At 54.5% G+C, this 17,881-nt stretch carries 18 protein-coding genes; 11 read left to right on the top strand and 7 right to left on the bottom strand.

The features are described from left to right. Nucleotides 1-105 precede the first annotated feature (105 nt). The 10 genes from fliS to ABT58_RS23485 all read left to right on the top strand — a co-directional run bounded on the left by fliS (nt 106) and on the right by ABT58_RS23485 (nt 8,645). A complete protein-coding gene (fliS, locus tag ABT58_RS11595; RefSeq protein ID WP_047874573.1) occupies nt 106-513 on the top strand; it encodes a flagellar export chaperone FliS in 408 nt (135 codons plus the stop codon). Continuing rightward, nucleotides 503-922, top strand: a complete 420-nt coding sequence (locus tag ABT58_RS11590) for a hypothetical protein (RefSeq protein ID WP_229821769.1) — start codon at nt 503-505, stop codon at nt 920-922. Before fliS ends, ABT58_RS11590 begins: the two co-directional genes overlap by 11 nt. A gap of 13 nt (nt 923-935) precedes the next feature. Then, a complete protein-coding gene (locus ABT58_RS23490; protein ID WP_053063059.1) occupies nt 936-2,183 on the top strand; it encodes a flagellar hook-length control protein FliK in 1,248 nt (415 codons plus the stop codon). A gap of 57 nt (nt 2,184-2,240) precedes the next feature. Further along, the gene (locus tag ABT58_RS11580) at nt 2,241-2,729 is read left to right on the top strand and encodes a flagellar basal body-associated FliL family protein (RefSeq protein WP_047874572.1); all 489 of its coding nucleotides are present in this window, start codon (nt 2,241-2,243) and stop codon (nt 2,727-2,729) included. 9 nt (nt 2,730-2,738) lie between these two features. Then, nucleotides 2,739-3,494: a FliA/WhiG family RNA polymerase sigma factor gene (locus tag ABT58_RS11575; protein ID WP_229821770.1), complete on the top strand. Its 756-nt coding sequence runs from the start codon at nt 2,739-2,741 to the stop codon at nt 3,492-3,494. An 11-nt stretch (nt 3,495-3,505) separates the two neighbouring features. Beyond that, nucleotides 3,506-4,354, top strand: a complete 849-nt coding sequence (gene motA, locus ABT58_RS11570; RefSeq protein ID WP_047874571.1) for a flagellar motor stator protein MotA — start codon at nt 3,506-3,508, stop codon at nt 4,352-4,354. A gap of 2 nt (nt 4,355-4,356) precedes the next feature. Further along, a complete protein-coding gene (locus ABT58_RS11565) occupies nt 4,357-5,355 on the top strand; it encodes a flagellar motor protein MotB (RefSeq protein WP_047874570.1) in 999 nt (332 codons plus the stop codon). 6 nt (nt 5,356-5,361) lie between these two features. After that, the gene (gene fliB, locus ABT58_RS11560) at nt 5,362-6,555 is read left to right on the top strand and encodes a flagellin lysine-N-methylase (protein ID WP_047874569.1); all 1,194 of its coding nucleotides are present in this window, start codon (nt 5,362-5,364) and stop codon (nt 6,553-6,555) included. A gap of 160 nt (nt 6,556-6,715) precedes the next feature. Beyond that, nucleotides 6,716-7,762, top strand: coding sequence for a plasmid segregation protein ParM domain-containing protein (gene parM / locus ABT58_RS11555; RefSeq protein WP_047874568.1), 1,047 nt, complete (start codon nt 6,716-6,718; stop codon nt 7,760-7,762). Next, nucleotides 7,755-8,645 (top strand): hypothetical protein, encoded by an 891-nt coding sequence (locus ABT58_RS23485; protein ID WP_053063058.1) that lies wholly within the window; start codon nt 7,755-7,757, stop codon nt 8,643-8,645. Before parM ends, ABT58_RS23485 begins: the two co-directional genes overlap by 8 nt. Nucleotides 8,646-8,818: 173 nt before the next feature. On the opposite strand, the gene ABT58_RS11545 is transcribed toward ABT58_RS23485, so the two are convergent. The 3 genes from ABT58_RS11545 to ABT58_RS11535 all read right to left on the bottom strand — a co-directional run bounded on the left by ABT58_RS11545 (nt 8,819) and on the right by ABT58_RS11535 (nt 11,650). Next, nucleotides 8,819-10,522 (bottom strand): sodium:solute symporter family protein, encoded by a 1,704-nt coding sequence (locus ABT58_RS11545; protein WP_047874567.1) that lies wholly within the window; start codon nt 10,520-10,522, stop codon nt 8,819-8,821. 9 nt (nt 10,523-10,531) lie between these two features. Continuing rightward, entirely contained in the window at nt 10,532-10,798 is a 267-nt protein-coding gene (locus ABT58_RS11540; protein ID WP_047874566.1) for a DUF4212 domain-containing protein, read from the bottom strand. Between the two features lie 216 nt (nt 10,799-11,014). Beyond that, the gene (locus tag ABT58_RS11535; RefSeq protein WP_047874565.1) at nt 11,015-11,650 is read right to left on the bottom strand and encodes a response regulator; all 636 of its coding nucleotides are present in this window, start codon (nt 11,648-11,650) and stop codon (nt 11,015-11,017) included. Nucleotides 11,651-11,828: 178 nt separating this feature from the next. Between ABT58_RS11535 and ABT58_RS11530 the strand changes: the two genes are divergently transcribed. Further along, on the top strand, nt 11,829-13,013 hold the full coding sequence (locus tag ABT58_RS11530; RefSeq protein ID WP_047874564.1) for a GGDEF domain-containing protein: 1,185 nt from the start codon (nt 11,829-11,831) through the stop codon (nt 13,011-13,013). Nucleotides 13,014-13,070: 57 nt separating this feature from the next. On the opposite strand, the gene ABT58_RS11525 is transcribed toward ABT58_RS11530, so the two are convergent. The 4 genes from ABT58_RS11525 to ABT58_RS11515 all read right to left on the bottom strand — a co-directional run bounded on the left by ABT58_RS11525 (nt 13,071) and on the right by ABT58_RS11515 (nt 17,784). Next, nucleotides 13,071-14,555, bottom strand: coding sequence for a protein-disulfide reductase DsbD (locus ABT58_RS11525; protein WP_373300240.1), 1,485 nt, complete (start codon nt 14,553-14,555; stop codon nt 13,071-13,073). 215 nt (nt 14,556-14,770) lie between these two features. Continuing rightward, the gene (locus ABT58_RS24065; RefSeq protein WP_156168825.1) at nt 14,771-14,923 is read right to left on the bottom strand and encodes a hypothetical protein; all 153 of its coding nucleotides are present in this window, start codon (nt 14,921-14,923) and stop codon (nt 14,771-14,773) included. A 25-nt stretch (nt 14,924-14,948) separates the two neighbouring features. Then, nucleotides 14,949-15,875, bottom strand: coding sequence for a LysR family transcriptional regulator (locus tag ABT58_RS11520; RefSeq protein WP_047874563.1), 927 nt, complete (start codon nt 15,873-15,875; stop codon nt 14,949-14,951). 601 nt (nt 15,876-16,476) lie between these two features. Next, a complete protein-coding gene (locus ABT58_RS11515; RefSeq protein ID WP_047874562.1) occupies nt 16,477-17,784 on the bottom strand; it encodes an anaerobic C4-dicarboxylate transporter in 1,308 nt (435 codons plus the stop codon). Between the last annotated feature and the right edge of the window lie 97 nt (nt 17,785-17,881).

The raw sequence follows: 17,881 nt of genomic DNA, 5'->3' as shown, positions 1-17,881 counted from the left end.
GCAGGCTGAATGAACCGGGCTGTCGTGCCCGGTTTTGTTGTTTAAACGCCGCATTAACGCGCTAGCGACCACGATAAACACTGAATACGAAAGATAGACATAATCATGATGAATGCAGAAGGCCTTGGTGCCTACCAACACGCGCAGAACCATGCGCAGGCCGCCGCCGCCAGCCCACACCGTTTGATCCAGATGTTGCTGGAAGGGTTGCTGGATAACCTCAACCGTGCCAAAGGCTTTATGGAGCGCGGCCAGATTGCCGATAAAGGGCTGACTATTTCAAAGTGTCTCGACATCCTGAACGGATTGAGCTCGGTGCTGGATGAAGAAAAAGGCGGTGACGTGACCCAAGAGTTGTTCCGTCTGTATGACTACTGTGGCCGCCGTTTGTTTGAAGCCAACTGCAACAACGAGGTGGCGGGCATTGATGAAGTGATCCGTTTGATCACCGATATTCTGGAAGGCTGGGTTGTTCTGAAGCCTGAAAAAGTGCAGGTCGGCAGTGAGCAGTAAGGCAATGGCCTCACCGCGCAGCCAACCTGTGACCTCGCGCTTTGCGTCTGTACCGACGTCGCCAACGCCAACGGTTAATGCGGTGTCGACACCAGGGGCGGGTTTTACGGTGCGTCCGGGCACGGCATGGCCTCGTCAGTTAGCGGCGTTGCGTGCGGCGTTTGAAGCGGCACTGACTGCGCAGGATTGGGATCAGTTGGCGGTATTGGACAAGACGTTGCAGCAACTGCTGCCGGCATTGCGTGCGCGCATGCACGAACCGGCGACCCGGGCGCAACTGGCACAGATCAATGCGCTGTACACCACCATGCTGGCCGCCGGTCAGGCGAAAAAAGCCGAGATCCAACAGCAAATCAATCAACAAGCCAGCACCCGGGAAGGGGTGATGGCGTATCTGCAACACCAATAACGGGAATCACACGATGCAAGTTTCCGTCTCATCAGCGGCCGCTTCGGCTGTGTCTGGCGCGGCTGGCTCCGTCTCCGGAGCTGCAGGGAAAACCGAACACACCACGAATGCGAACCCTCAAACGGGGTCATCCGACAATGCCTCGTTTGAGCAGGCCTACACGCAAGCAGGGACATCCACCTCGGCATTAGAGACTGCATCATCCGGTGACCAGTCTGTTTCCGGCGAACAGTTCATGTCTGGCGAGTTGTCAGTGTCTGGTGACACACCTGCACTTGAGCAACTGGCGCAATGGTTACAGGCACAGCCGGATCCGGCGCAGGCGCTGGAAACCATGATGCAACAGCTGGGATTGTCCGCAGGCCAACAGGGTGAACTCACGCAAGCCTTGGCTGCGGCGTTGCGCCGTCAGGAGACGGGCATGAATGCGATCGCAAACTTGGCGAGCAGTGTGCAGGCATTATCGATGCGCGGGGGGAACCCATCGCTCAGCATGACAACGCACGCTTTAACGGCGGATGTGTTAGGTCATTCAGTAAACCATTCGGCGAGCCAGCTCAATAGCGTGGTGCAAGACGGTTTGACGTTGGTGTCTGACATGAAAGCGTTGTCCGTCGACGGCCGTCCCGCACCGACTGCGGCGTTATTGGAAGCCCTTCAGCAACTGATGCAGGGTGCAGGACACGGTGCGATGCAAGGGGCGGGACAAGGTGTCGCCATGCACAACCTGCAGGCGTTAGCACAGCAGCAGATGCAGCAAGCGGCATCACCATCAGCAGCGCAGAGTGCCAACCTGACCGATGTGGCGACCCAGCATTTGCAAGCCAGTGTCGATGTGACCTCGCCAGAGTGGGGGAAAGATCTGGTTGAGCAACTGCGCGCGCGTATGTCGCTCACCAAGCAAGACGGATTGCAAAAAGCCTATATCCGTTTGGATCCCCCGGAGTTGGGGAAATTGGAAGTCAGCATTCGTGTGGACGGGGATAAGGCGTCAGTGCATTTCGGTGCGGCCCATCCTCAATTGCGTGAAGCGTTAGCGGCCAATGCGGAGCGCTTGCGTCTGGACTTTGATGGCAGTGCGTTGGATTTGGTGGATGTGTCTGTGTCCAGCGGTCTGTCACAGCAGGGGCAGGATGACACGCAGACACAGCAGGATGATCACACCATCGCCGCCAATGACGTGCGGCCAGCCCGTGCATCCATGCCGGCGTATGCCCTGAGCGCGCGTTTTGCCGCCTCGCCATTTGAATCCATTGTGTAAGGCCACACAGGGCGAGCACCACCGTATTGAGCCCGATGAGCGGGCAGGGAAAAGAACATGACAGAAGACGTACAACCGAAAAAGAACAAAACCGCCTGGGTAGCAGCCGCTGCTGTGGCGGTGATGGCCGCCGTTGGTGCGGGAGGCTGGTGGTATTGGCAGCAGCAACAGGCAGAGCAGTTGCTGGAAGTGGCTGATACGCAGGCCGTACCGGCAGCGGCGCTGGTGAAAAAGCCGGTGTTTTTGCCATTGAACAAGTTTGTGATGAGCGTGCCGGGTAAAGAGCGCCTGCATTACCTGATGCTGGAAATCACGTTGATGAGTTATGACCGCCAGCAGATTGAGCTTATCCAGGAATTCAAACCCCTGGTACAGAACGCGGTGGTTTCGGCGGTCAGCCAGAAAGGCTATGACGAGCTCGTTGCCAAAGAAGCGATGTCGACCCTGGAGCTGGAATTGCGCGACGGGATCCGTGGCGTGATGAATGAGATGGCCGGGGCGAACGGCATTGAAAAAGTGCTGATCACCAAGATGGTTATCCAGTAAGGAGGTTCTGTGCAAGGTGCGCTTAATGCTTATCACCATGAAGGGATGATGGCGTATCAGCAGAGTCAGCAAGTGGTGGATCGTGCTCGGGAAACCCGCTTGATCCACGCGCACACCGGATTGGTGCGTCAGGTCTGTCGTCATATGACGGCGCAGGTCACGACCTTGTTGTCGCTGGAAGACATGGAGCAAATCGGCCTGGTGGCCCTCTTGGATGTGATCCGCCGGTATCCCGAATTGGACGGGGAGGCATTGATCCGTTTGGCCACGCAGCGTATTCGCGGCGCGGTGCTGGATGAACTGCGCCGGATGGATTGGCGCTCTCGCCGCACCCGTCAGCGCAGCCATGAGATGCGTGACTGCGAACGCCGGCTCAGTCGCCAGTTGGGGCGTACTCCGACAGAGCAAGAGTTGGCGCAGGCATTGGCGGTGCCGTTGCAGGAGGTGCAGCAACGCCGGTTGGATCATGAAGCCGAGCAGCTGGGCAGTCTGGAAACCTTACAGGAAAACGGCGAGCAGTTTTTCGGCTTGAGTTTTCAGTGTCAGCGCCATGAGCGTGCCGCCCTGAAACGGGCACTGGTGCAGGCGTTGGCCCAATTGAGCGAGCGAGATCAGCAGATTTTGTGTTTCTACTATGAGCATGAAATGAACCTGAAAGAGATCGCGTTAGCCTTTGAAGTGACTGAAGCCCGTATTAGTCAGCTCCACAGCAAGGCCATTAAAACCCTTCATTCATTGTTGGCCGATTGGCGGGAATCGGTGTAACGGAGCATGACATGCAAACGATACTAGGCTTTTTCATTGTCTTTGGCAGTGTAACCGGCGGCTATTTGATGGCGACCGGCAAAATGGCCGCCCTGTGGCAGCCGGCAGAATTCATCATTATTTTGGGGGCGGGCTTAGGCTCTCTGGTGATCTCAAACCCGAAGTATGTCCTGAAAAACATCCTGACCCGCATCAAAATGTCGATGGGGCGCGGTTACAGCAATGATTACTACAAATCTGTGCTGGAAGTGATGTTTGAGCTGCTGGAAGTGATTCGCAAAGACGGCATTAAAAAGCTGGATGATCACATTGAAAATCCGGCTGGCAGTGACATTTTTAACCGCTATCCGGAAGTGGCCCGTTCCAATGTCTTGATCAGTTTTATCACCGATAACCTGCGCATGATGGCGATGGGCAAGATGAGCCATCACGATCTGGAAGCGGCGTTAGAGATGGAATTGCACACGTTGGAAGAAGACTTGCTGCGCCCGTCCAAGGCGATGTCGCGCATCGGTGAGGCCATGCCGGGCTTCGGGATTGTGGCGGCGGTACTGGGCATTGTGGTGACCATGCAAAACATCGGTGGTCCGCTGACCCTGATTGGGGTGAAAGTGGCGGCGGCGTTGGTCGGTACCTTCTTTGGTGTGTTGATGGCCTACGGCTTCTGTGAACCCTTGGCGAACAGCATGGCCGGTCAGGTGAAAAAAGAGATGATGGCTCTGAACATGGCGGCGGCGATTTTGGTCGCGCAGGTGCAGGGTAAGCCGACGCTATTGGCGCTCGATGCCGGGCGTAAGATGCTGCACTCCGAATACAAACCGTCGTTCACTGAAATGGAACGCTGGGTCGCCAAGGGGTAAGCATGGCAAGCAATCATCCCACGATTATCGTGAAAAAAAAGCGCCGTGGTCATCATGATGATCACCATGGCGGGGCATGGAAAGTGGCCTTTGCTGACTTTGCGATTGCCATGATGGCGTTCTTCATGGTGCTGTGGATCATGGAAATCGCGTCGGCCGATGAGCGGGAAGAGATCCAGTACCGCCTGCAAAACAGCAGTGTGTTTGACAACATGGATAACCTGTTTGATTTGCGTAACAGCCCGTTCCCGATTGATTTTGGCGGCCAGGCCTCCCCGTTTGAAAACCCGGTGCAGTCGAAACTCAATGGCCCGGATACGTTGGGACCCTCGTTGCATCAGCAGTTACCGGAAGGGGAAATTGCAGCCAATGCCGGTCGTGGTCGCGAGCTCAATTCCATCCTCAAGGGCCAACACCTGAATGCAGCGCAGCTGGAAATGCTGGCGCAGGAAGTGGCTGAGATGGCCGATGCGCTCTCAGCCAGCAGTAACTTGGTGTTGGAATTGGTGCCACAAGGGCTGCGTATTTTGATTCAGGATACCGACCGACAGGCCATGTTTGGCCGTGGCAGTGCGATCATCACGCCGTTTTTTGAGGACATGCTGTTTGAACTGGCACCGATGCTGGGGCAAATCAAAAACCGTTTGGTGATCAGCGGGCATACCGATAACACCCACTTTAAATCCAGCAATTATGGTAACTGGGAGCTATCAGGCGATCGCGCCATGGCGGCCCGCCAGTTTTTGGTGGACTCCGGCCTGCCGCAGGCCAACGTGTTGCAAGTGGTAGCAATGGCTGAGCGAATGTTGATTGATGAAGCCAACCCGCGCAGTGGTCAGAACCGCCGCATTGAACTGATGATTTTAACCCCTGAGGCAGATCAGCAACTGGCGATGTTGTTTGGTAAAGGCACACAATCCACGCCGACAGCCATAGAGCACGCCCGCCAGTTAGCGGAAGCGAATCAACCGGTATCCCGACTCGATGTCATGGTGAAGTAAGAAACAATGAGACAAATTGAAGTAATCCCACAATTCGTGGAACAGTTTTCCTGCATTGCCGATCAGTGTGAAGATCACTGCTGCCATGGCTGGAATATTCATATTGATAAGCCGACCTACCGTTTCATGGTCGAGAAAAGTGCGTTCCGTGAAAAGTCCGCACAAGTGATCCTGAAAACACCCGGGGAAAAAGCGTTTGCCAAAATCAAACTGGATGCGCAGGGTGTGTGTCCTTTCCGTGACGCCCAAGGTTTATGTGATGTGCATAAAGCGCACGGCCACACTCGTCTCTCTAATACTTGTAAAACCTACCCGCGCCTGAGTCAGACGCGTGGGGAACGTGTTGAGCGAAGCCTTACTTTGTCGTGCCCGGAAGCGGCTCGTCAGGTACTGCTGAACCCGTCAGCGATGATGTTCAGTGAAAAGCCCCTTTTCACGGCCAATGCCAAACCGGTGCCTTACCGTTACCCGCATTATTACGATGCGGTGCGTCAGCTGTATATCGACGTGTTGTTGATGGAAGGGGTGGCGTTGGAAGCCAAGTTGTTCATGCTGGGCACCAGTCTCAAAATGCTGGAAGCGAAAAAGGATTGTCCAGACAGTTTCCAGCAGGCGTTTGACTATTGCGTGGCTGGGATCGTGAACGGCGATTTTCTGGAGATGTATGCACGTACGGGCAGCATGGTCGAGATGCACACCATCTTTTTGACACGACTCTACAACGTACATCTGGCATTGGGGATCACCGAAAAGCACGGTTTGGTGCTGCAGCGTATTGAGCAAATCCATGCGCAACTGGTGGCGACGTTAGGTCAGGCGGGGGAAGATATTGAACAGCAAAAAGCGATCTTGCTTCAGGGCTTTAATGGTCATTATCAGGATTATATCTCGTCGAACCCGCATATCTGGTTGAATTACTTTTTATATGGCATGTACCAGCATGACTTCCCAAGCAAAGGCTTGTATGAGGTCTTTGCTGAGCAGGTGATTGATTTCTTCTTATTGCGTGGCGCACTGATGGCGATTGCCTCGTCACGTCCGCTGGCGGATAACGATGTGATCCACGTGGTGCAGAGTTATCACCGCGCCCGCAGCCACGGCGTGAAGGTCTCAAAAGGGATCAAAGGCATTATTGAGAAATATTTGCAGGTGGATGAAGCCATGCTGCCTTTACTTTTGCTCAAGGTTGCCGATAACTAACCGCCAACAGCCAGTAAGTCTTTTTACCCGTCGCCCAATCCTTGTGTTGGCAGGGCGCGGCGGGTCGATATTTTTTTGTAGGGTCATCCGTGTGTTGCTGCCTTTCTTATCGCGCAGCGGGGGCCCTAGCGTTTCTGTTTTAGATTTGTGAGTACGTATTATGACGGTATCTGCGTTAACCATTGCAGTGGATGACGGTTCAACCAACGTGAAGGTGAGCTGGATTGAGAACAACCAGCTAAAGACCATTGTGTCACCGAACTCGTTCCGTAAAGACTGGAAGAGTGCGGCACTGCGCCGTGATAAGCAGGTATACAACTACACCATCGGTACCACCAAGTACACCTACGATGCGACTTCTGACAAAGCACTGGAAACCACCCATGTGGATTACCAGTATGACGACTTGAACTTGCTCGCTGTGCACCATGCGCTGCTGCAAACCGGCCTGACGCCGTGTCCGGTCACCTTGGTGGTGACCCTGCCGATCACCGAGTTTTACGATCCGGAAGATTGCCAGCGTAACGAAGCGAACATCGAGAAAAAACGCCAGAACCTGATGCGTGCGATTGAGCTGAACAAAGGCGAGCTGTTCCAGATCGTCGATGTGAATGTGATGCCGGAAAGTGTGCCGGCGGTGCTGTCGACTTTGATGAACTCTAACTGTAACGAGTTTACCCGTTCACTGGTGATTGACTGTGGCGGTACCACGCTGGACATGGGCGTGGTTGTGGGTGAGTTCGATGATGTGTCTGCTGTGTACGGCAACAAAGAAATCGGTGTGTCGATGGTGACAGACTTGGCGCGTAAAGTGCTGGCTGCCGCAGACAGCGATGCAAGCTACCTGGTGGCGAACGAGCTGATCAAGCGCCGTCATGACATGGAATTTGTCAAAGAAGTGGTGAATGACGAGTCGCAGATTGATGCGATCCTGACCAAGATTGAAAACAAGATCGCGGAACTGGGCAGTGCGGTGGCGATTGAAGCAAAGAAATTTGCCAAGAACCCGAACCGTGTTTACCTGGTCGGTGGTGGCGCGTCACTGATTTACCCGGCGATTGCAGAAGCGTATCCGACCCTGGGTGAGCGTGTGGTGCTGATCAACGAATCACAGTCGGCGCTGGCGCGTGAGCTATGCATGTACCACGCGGATGATATCGACGTGGATGTGAACCCAGAGACCCTCATTGAGGTTGCTGATGACTAATCAGCTTAAGCGGGTTAACTGTTCGCTGTTTCTTGATCCGGTGAACTCTGACGCTGACCGCTATGCGGTCGGCATCATGCAGCGTTGGGTCGAAGAGCGTCGACAGTTAGTGGAAACACCCAGTGCCGGTAAAGAGTTGCACCACAACCTGCACCGCCACAAAGACATCTACCTGTCCGGGCTGTTTTTGCATTTATTGAGCCCGGCCTTGACCAGTCAGCTGTCGGCGACCTTGTCAGAAAACACCATTCACATGGAGACGCTGGCACAGAAGCTGAAGATGTGTGGGCTGGTGTTACCGAATCCGGAAGCGGACGCCGCGAGTGCCCAAGCCCTGCAGGCGCAACAGCACCAGCAAGAGATGCTGCGTGAAGAATTGGCCCGTTTTCAGCAGAGCATGGCCTCGCAACTGAACGGTTTGCAGCAGACGCTAACGACTTCAATCGCAGCGTCAATGGATGCCTCAATGGAAGCGATAGAAGCCTCTGCCGCTGTGGTGGCACAGGCTGGCGCGCAGTCGGTTGAATCGGATGACCAAGGTGAAGCGCTGGCAGCGACCTTAGCGGTATTCAAAGCCGATCTGGGCAATGAGCTGGGTCAGGCATTACGCGGCGGGCTCACTGCTGATATCACCGAAGCCGTGGTGTCTCCGCTGATCCGTGAACTGCAGGCACAACATCAGGCGCACAGTCAGAGTCAGGCGGCTGAAATTGCTGACTTGAAAGCCCTGATCTCTGCGCAAAGTCAGATGATCCGCGCGTTGCAACACAGTGGTGTGAAAGCCAGTGTGACAGCCGAGCCGGCTGCGGTACCGGCGAGCGAGCCTAACCTGAGCGAGCAGATCGCCAGCATTCGCAAAGTGAAGAAGAAAGGCTTGTTCTAGGTCAACTGTCGTAGTCAACGCCAAATAAAAACGGAGCCCGAAGGCTCCGTTTTGTCGTTAGGGAGTGTGTTGGAATATTTTTTTAGTTCCTAGTTCCTAGTTCCTAGTTCCTAGATTTTAGGTTTTAGGTTTTAGGTTTTAGGTTTTAGGTTCTAGGTTCTAGGTTCTGGCTATTAATGGTCGTGGGCTTCACCTGCGCCTTTCGGATAGCGGATGGATTCCACCATGTCCTGCACGTCTTTCGGCACTTCAGCCGTGAACTTGTTCACCACAATCGAGACCACAAAGTTCAGACACATACCCAGTGTACCGATGCCTTCTGGGCTGATCCCGAACCACCAGTTTTCAGGGGTGCTGGCCGCTGGGTTGATGAACTTGAAGTAGATGATGTACGACGCGGTGAACGCGATACCGGTGATCATGCCGGCGATAGCGCCTTCCTTGTTCATCTTCTTATAGAAGATCCCCAGAATAATGGCCGGGAAGAACGAGGCCGCTGCCAGACCGAAGGAGAACGCCACCACCTGTGCCACAAAGCCCGGTGGGTTGATACCCAGATAGCCCGCCCCGACAATCGCCACCGCTGCACCCACTCGGGCCGCCAGCAGCTCTTGTTTATCGGTCATGTTCGGTTTGAAGCCTTTTTTCAGTAAGTCATGGGAAATCGAGGTCGAAATCACCAGCAGCAGACCGGCTGCGGTAGACAGGGCGGCCGCCAAGCCACCAGCGGCCAGTAGTGCCACAACCCAGTTAGGCAGGCTTGCCAGCTCAGGGCTTGCCAGTACGATGATGTCACGGTTGATGTTCATTTCGTTACGCTCATCGCCCGAGTAGAACATCTTGCCGTCGTTATTCTTATCTTCCCATTTCACCAGACCGGTTTTTTCCCAGTTGGTCACCCAGCTTGGCGCTTGCTCAGCCGCGACACCTTTCATGTCTGGCCCGTTGATGGTTTCAATCATGTTGACGCGGGCAAATGCAGCTACTGATGGTGCAGTGGTGTACAGCATAGAGATGAACAGCAATGCCCAGCCTGCAGAGATACGGGCGTCTTTCACGCGCGGGACGGTGAAGAAGCGGATAATTACGTGAGGCAGACCGGCCGTACCGACCATGAGTGCCGCACAGATGAAGAACACATCCACCATGCTTTTCGAACCGTCGGTATAGGCGGTAAAGCCGAGCTCGGTGGTCAGGCCGTCCAGTTTATCCAGAACATAGGTTTCTGAACCGCTGATGGTGGAGCCCAGACCCAGTTGCGGGACCGGGTTACCGGTGATCATGATAGAGGTGAAAATCGCCGGTACCAGGAAGGCAAAGATGAGGACACAGAATTGAGCCACCTGGGTGTACGTGATGCCTTTCATGCCGCCCAAGACCGCATAGAAGAACACAATCCCCATCCCGATGATGATCCCCATGTTGATGTCGACTTCCAGGAAGCGGGCAAACACCACGCCGACCCCACGCATCTGACCGGCCACGTAAGTGAACGAGACGAAGATGGCACAGAACACAGCGACCATGCGGGCGGTTTTGGAGTAGTAACGTTCACCGATGAAATCCGGCACGGTGAACTGGCCAAATTTACGCAGGTAAGGGGCGAGACACAGGGCCAGCAGGACATAGCCGCCGGTCCAACCCATCAGGTAGACGCCGCCGTCGTAACCGATGAAGGAGATGATCCCCGCCATGGAGATGAACGAGGCCGCTGACATCCAGTCGGCTGCGGTTGCCATGCCGTTAGCGACCGGGTGCACCCCGCCGCCGGCGACGTAGAATTCACTGGTAGAGCCGGCGCGTGCCCAGATGGCGATGCCGATGTAGAGGGCGAACGTGATGCCCACCAAGATAAATGTCCAGGTTTGGATTTCCATATTTTCCCCTTAGTCTTCCTGTACGTTGAACTTACGGTCGAGGGCGTTCATGCGCACGACGTAAACGAAGATCAGCGCGACAAAGGTGTAGATTGATCCTTGCTGCGAGAACCAGAAGCCCAGCTTAAAGCCTGCAAATTGGATGGTATTGAGGGCATCGACAAACAGAATGCCGGCACCGTATGACACGAGAAACCAGATGGCTAACAGTGAGCCCATCGTGGCGAGGTTTTCTTTCCAGTAGGCTTGTGCCTGCTCCTTGGATTCAAACGCCATTGTTATCTCCTTGCATGTCGTCAGTGTTCACGTTAATGAAATGTTACGAACTGACAATAGCAATGATTGGCGGGCGGCACAGTGCAACTTTAGTCGAGCCAAGAACGACAAAATCGCCGTTTAAGGGGCGATTTTGTGAGTTTGCGCAGGGATAGGGAGGGATACGTCAAACGTGTGCTTAGCCAAAGGTCTATACCTTCAGCGATAAAAAAGTGATCACGGGGCGAGATCCATCTGTTGTAACAAGATCACCGCCTGGGTGCGGTTTTTCACATCCAGTTTGCGGAAGATCGCCGTCATGTGCGCTTTGATGGTCGCTTCCGAGACATTGAGCTCATAGGCGATTTGTTTGTTGAGCAAGCCGTCGGCCAGCATCCCCAAGACTTTGTACTGCTGAGGTGTCAGGGCGGCGATCCGCTCGGTCAGAGCGTGGTATTCGGCATCAACTTCACCGAGTCCGTCCGGAAAGACCGGTTCCCCATCCAGCACTTGATTAAGTGATTGAATGAGGGCGCGCATGTCACTGGATTTGGGAATAAAGCCAAACGCGCCGTGGCTGTGGACCTGCCGGATCACGCTGGTTTCTTCGCTGGCGGAAATCACCACAATGGGCAAGTCGGGGTATTGGCTGCGCAGCTGAATGAGGCCGGACATGCCGTTGGCACCGGGCATTTTCAGATCCAGCAGGAGTAAGTCGACGTCGGGCTCTTTTTCCAGTAAGGCGAGCAGACTGGTGAGGGAGTCGGCTTCTAATAGGGTCGCCCCGCTGATCGCCATGTGCACCGATTGGAACAGGTCATTACGGAACAGCGGGTGGTCGTCGGCAATAACGATGGTGTAGTGAGCGTCCATGTGCAGTACATCTTGTTGTTTTTTCCCACGCTATCACTGGCGCTAAAAGAGATCAATTTGTTAACACGGAAGATCTGCTTTGGATCATGATCCTTAAAATGCGATCCATGTCTTTTAAGTTTTTTCCTGCTTGGTCGTTCTCAATAAGAGACGTTTACCCTTTAGAGAAGCATGGATTATGGCCCCGTTGTTAACCACGGATATGGATGGGCAAAGCTATTTTGAGTTTCAGCAGTATTTTCGTCAGCGTCAGGGATGGAAGCTCGCCTCGCTCACTTTTTTCACCCTGTTGCTGTTGGTGGTGGTGGAAGTGTTTGCGGTGCGCAGCATGGTACCGCCGGTGGCAGAAGCGATTTTATTGGGCATTGTCGCCTTTGTGCTGGTGGCGTTAGCGGCGCTGGTGCTGTTGCATCAAGCCTTACCGGCAATGCGGCGTTGGCAGTGGATCTCGACGGCGTTAGCGGCCATTTATGGACTGGGGTGGGCCGGGTTGTTTGCGTTGCCCCTGCATGGTACCCATTTGGCGTCGGTGGCGCTGTATAGCGACCTGTTTATCATCATCGCGGTGATCGCCTTTTTCAGTTACCGCAGTGCGACCTATCTGGCGGTGTTGCCGGTGTTATTGGCGTGGCTGGTGTCGGATACCGTGTTGTCTAATACGGCTCTGTCGAATACGCTTCTGCCGAGCACAGGGCTTTCTGAAACACACACCTTCGGCATGCCGGAAGCGCTGATTTTCTTTACCGTACTGGTGCGTGTGGTGATGGTCATCATGGTGCGTGAATATCTCTATTACTGGTTTCACTCGTCCGTCTGGCACGGTTATCAAGAGCAGCGGTTGCGGCTAGAGCTGGCCAATGTGGCCTTGATTGATCCGCTGACCGGGCTGCAAAACCACAAGCATTTTGACATTGTGATGGAGCGGGAAGTGCTGTCGGCCCGCCGTGATAACACCCAATTGGCGGTGGTGGCCCTGTCGATTACCCCGTTGCGCTGGTATGGCATGACGTACGGGCAAGACGCGGCCAAGGCGTTGGTAAAACGCATCGGCCGAGTGCTGCGCCGGGGCACATTCCGGCCGCGCGATTTTCTGGCTCGTCTCAATGGCGATGAGTTTGTGGTGGTGTTGCCGGATACCGACATTGAAGGGGCCAAGGTGGTGGTGGCGCGGTTGCAGCAGTTAGTCCACCAAAGCTGCGACACGGTGATCCATCAGCGGCTGAAACAGCCGGTGGTGGTAAAAGGGCTGGTGATGGAGTGGCAGCCGGATGTGTCGGTGCATCAGTTTAAGCAGGCGTTGTCGACGCAGTTAACCCAGTTGCCCGCACAAGATGTGGACACCGTTATCTGGCAACCTGAATAGCGAAAAGCGGGAAAGACAGAACGGCCTGTCTTTCCCGTGTTTTTTATGGTTTATGGATTATGGTTTAGATTCTGCGGCTGGTTCTGCTTCATCGTTGTTGTGCATGAGTTGATGGTTATTCAGGTGGGCCAAAAACGGCGCAGCTTTCGTAAATCCGGTGAGGCGCGCATGCTCAAGCCGATTCCCTTTGGCATCCCAAAAATCCACGGTCGGCAGGCCGAGTACGTCCATGCTTTGCAGCAGTTCAAAGTCGGTCGGCGTATTGCCCGTCACATCGGCCTGTAGCAGGACGAATTGTCCCAACTGTTCTGCAACGTCTGGGTCGTGGAAGGTGTACTCGTCAAATTCTTTACAGGCCACACACCAGTCCGCGTAGAAGTCGAGCATCACCGGTTTACCCTCGGCGCGGGCGTTTTCCAAGGCCAATTCCAAATCGTCGATATTTTCAATGCGGGTAAAGGTCATGCTGACGGCTGAGGCGTCTGCGCCGTTGCCGCTGAGGTGGTGGTAAATCGGCACGGCAGACGCGAACATCCCTAAAAAGGCCACTACACCCAAGGCGGTACTGTGCCAGGTGCGAAGCGGGGCTTTCTGATCGAGCCGTGTGTAGTGCTGGCCGGTTTTTTGTTGGTGCGCCTTATCCAGCGTCATCTTCACGTAATACAGCCAGCCAAAGGCCGCGAATCCTAAGCTGCCCCACAGCAGCGGCATGATCTGCGCCGGTAAGATCCGCTCAAGCAAAAACAAGGGCACGGCCAGCAGCACAAAGCCAAAACCGGTTTTGACATGGGTCATCCACGCGCCGGCCTGAGGCAGCAGTTTATTGCCAAACATTGCCGCTGCAATAAGCGGGATCCCCATGCCGAGGGCGAGGGCATACAAGGCGACGGCACCGGTCAGTAAGTCTCCGCTTTGCGCCACATAGATCAACGCGCCCGAGAGCGGGGCGGTGGTGCAGGGTGAGCACACCAAACCGGAAATCGCCCCCATGGCAAATACGCCGCCCCAACGGCCGCCTTGTTGCTGGTGGCTCAGGCTGTGCAGCCAGGTTTGTACACGACTCGGCAGTTGCAGGGTATAGGCGCCAAACATGGAGAACGCCAGCAACACAAACAGGCCACTGAGGCCGATCAGAATGTACGGATGCTGCATCGCGGCCTGAAATTGCAGGCCTGCCGAAGCAACCACTAACCCCAGCAGGGTGTAAGTCAGCGCCATGCCCTGCACATAGGCAAAGGCCAGCCCAAAAGCGCGGCGGTGACTGACTTGACCATTGCCCAGCACAATGCCGCTGAGGATTGGGTACATGGGCAAGACGCAAGGGGTGAACGCCAAACCAATCCCCAGTGCGAGGAATAACAGCGGTGTCCACCACTGCTCGGCTAAGCCTGCAGCCAGTTGGTCTTGCTGCGACGGTGTGCCTGAGCGAGGCGTTTCTGCGACTGACGTGGAGGCAATGGCAGCTTGTGCAGTAGGTAAGTGAGTAAGCACTTCGGCTTGATGACTTTCTCCCGCTGTATTTTCTTGGGTCAGTGAAGGCACGGGTTCCCATGCTTCTGAGGCTGAGGCTGAGGCTGAGGCTGAGGCTGAGGCTGAGGCTGAGGCTGAGGCGTTAGCCGGGGGGCTCACCATAACGGCAAGCGAAATCAGCCACACCGCAAGCAGCACCGTCATCAAGGCAGTGCGCAGAGGGGCGCGTGAAAGGCGGGGTAAGGCAATGGGTGACTTATGTATTAAGTCGGGTGTTAAGTTAGGCATCAAATCGGGCTCGCCATGGTAAGTGGCCCGTCTGGCTGGTGCGAAGTCAGTGTCCACTTACATGAGCGGGCAGTCCCGATGTTGGGGATCAGAGCAACGCATCCTTGCGGGCGCATGTCGATACGCGGTACGACATGCTCCAGCGCGTCCATACCGCCGTGTTATCCCTTAACTATATCATTCATCTTCTGTCACTGGGCGCTGCTTCATCAGACTGTCTCGCATAAAGTCGATGAACAGGCGCACGTGTGTCGGCAGGTAGCCCATGCTTTGATAGAGCATATAGATAGGGCGAGGCGGCGAATGCCAGTCATTCATCATGGTGGCCAGTTGGCCGCTTTGCAGGGCGTCTGCCACCACGTAGTTGGGCAGGCTGGCGATCCCTAAGCTGTGAATGGCCGCTTGCTTGATACTGTTTAAATCGGCAATGGCCATTTTGACTGGCGAGTTGATCCAGACCGTTTGTGAAGTGCTGTCGTTGTTTTCGTGAGTATCGCAAGTAAGTGCCCACTCAAACTCGGGCACACTGGCTAAGCGGGCATGCTGGTTCAGATCGTCCGGATGGGCAGGCTCGCCGTATTGTGCGAGATAGCTTGGGCTGGCCACCAGAATGCGTTGTGATTCGCCGATTTTGGCGGCGGCAAAACTGGAGTCTGGTTGCTGGCCGACACGGAACACCACGTCGTACTGCTCCGGGCTGTAATCATGGTGCTGATTTGAAAGATGGGTGAGCGACAGCGTGATATCCGGGTATTGCGCCAAAAATGCATTAAACAGTGGCATCAGCTGGTAAGTCAGCAAACCAACCGGCGCAGAGACGCGCAGCGCACCGTGAGGTTGGGTGTGGCTGATGTCGTGCAGCTCGGTGGTGGCCGCTTCCAGTTGCGCTAATAGCGGCTGGCACCGCTCGTAGTAATCCTGGCCCAATGGCGTTAAGGCGACATTGCGGCTGTCACGGATCACCAGCTGGCTGCCCAGCGTATCTTCCAGGCGTTGTAGGCGGCGACTGAGGGTGGCCGGGGGAATATCAAGGGCATTGGCTGCGGCGCGGAAACTGCCTTGTTGGGCGATCGCAATCAGGGTGCGCAGGTCATCTAATTTCATACCATTTTTGCATCGCTGCATAACGCTTTTACCTCTATCGTTCAGCATTCCCAAGGGCTACTATAGTCGGGCAAGCTTTCCTGTCTGGCTTGCTCTGTAGCAAAAAAGAGACATGATGCCGGGTGAAAGGTTGGGATTGACCAATCATCCGGACTGGATAGAAGCGTTGGGAATCCGCTTGTATCCACCGTCTTCGCCCTGGGATGGGGCGGAGACATTCATTTCAGTTATTCTTCCAACATGCGAATATCATTCGCGCCCGCTTTCGCTCACACGATCCTATCGATGTCGGCGGTTCATTGCCTGAACCTCATCTTTCATTTCTCGTGCTTTTTTGCACTGTTTTTCACGTTATCATTTTGATTCACGCTTCCGTTGATTGGGCTTATTACGGCTTCTCACGGGCTGACTGCGTGTATGCGGTGCGTGGGTCGCACCTGCTTGTTATCTGTTCTTATTGCTATTCAAATGGTTGGGCTATTGTGTTCCTAGTTCCTAGTTCCTAGTTCCTAGCTCCTAGCCACTTTTTGCACCCTTACATCTATACAAAAAAGGCCGCCCGAAGGCAGCCTTTGTGATGTTGTGTTGCATGTCGAAGGGCTTAAAGCACCATACCGCCAACAACGAAACCAAGGATAACGGAAGTCGCGATAGTCACTACACCCGGAATGAAGAATGGGTGGTTGAAGACTAGGTTACCGATACGGGTTGAACCGGTGTCATCCATCTCAACCGCTGCCAGTAGCGTTGGGTAAGTTGGTAGTACGAACAGCGCACTTACTGCTGCGAAAGACGCGATAGCTGTTAGTGGTGCAACGCCGATAGCCAGTGCCGCAGGCATCAGAGCCGTTGTGGTTGCGCCCTGTGAGTACAGCAGCATAGAGGCAAAGAACAGAACCAGTGCCAGCATCCATGGGTAGTCGCTCAATAGCTCGCCTGCCACTTCTTTGATGCCGTCAACGTGACCGTTTACGAAGGTTGAACCCAACCATGCCACACCCAGTACACACACACACGCAGTCATACCAGAGCGGAACGTTGCTGCTGATGGAATTTTCGCTGCATCAATGCCAGTGGTGAACACGATAGCCGCTGCGGCTGCCAGCATGAAGGTCATGATGGCTTCGTTACGACCTAGCGCAGGGTCTGTGATCAGACCGATAGAGTCAGAGATTGCCGCTGCGTAGCCCACAACAATCACGATAGCCGCTAGGAAAATGAACGTCGCTTTCTTCGCTGTTGCTGGGATTTCACGCTTAGCAGAACCTTGTAGCTTGATCAGGCCTTTTGCTAGACGCTCTTGGTACACAGGATCGTCTTTTAGTTCACAACCTAGGAAGTTCGCGACAAATGCACCCACCATACACGCGATGAACGTGGTTGGGATACAGATAGCCAGTAGGGTTAGGTAGCCCACCCCGAGCGGTTCAAGAATGCCTGAGAAGAAAACAACCGCTGCGGAGATAGGCGATGCTGTGATCGCGATTTGTGAAGCTACCACGGCAATAGACAGTGGACGAGAAGGACGGATGCCTTGCTCTTTGGCAACTTCAGCGATAACTGGAAGCGTAGAGAACGCCGTGTGACCTGTACCTGCCATTAGGGTCATCAGGTAAGTCACGATAGGGGCGTAGAACGTAATGTGTTTTGGGTTCTTACGCAGGAAGTTTTCGGCCAGTTCAACCAGCCAATCCATACCACCGGCCACTTGCATTGCAGCGATCGCCGTGATGACGGACATGATAATGAGGATAACGTCGATAGGGATGTAACTTTGGCTGGTCGGCATACCCAAAATCAGGGAAAGCACGATCACACCTGCACCACCGGCCAAGCCGATGCCGATACCACCAATGCGCGCACCCAAATAGATGAACGCAAGAACAACTAAGAGTTCTATTCCAACCATAATGATTGTCCTGTCTGTAAAGTTAAAAAATAAAAGGGGGAAATCTGTAGCAAAAAAAGGCGGATCTTCATCCTGAAAATCCGCCTGACTGAGGGTT

The organism is Photobacterium aphoticum, from assembly GCF_001029435.1.
In the GTDB taxonomy this organism is placed as follows: Bacteria; Pseudomonadota; Gammaproteobacteria; order Enterobacterales; family Vibrionaceae; genus Photobacterium; species Photobacterium aphoticum.
The sequence above is the reverse complement of the archived record's forward strand: the minus strand, read 5'-3'. Positions and strand labels throughout refer to the sequence as shown.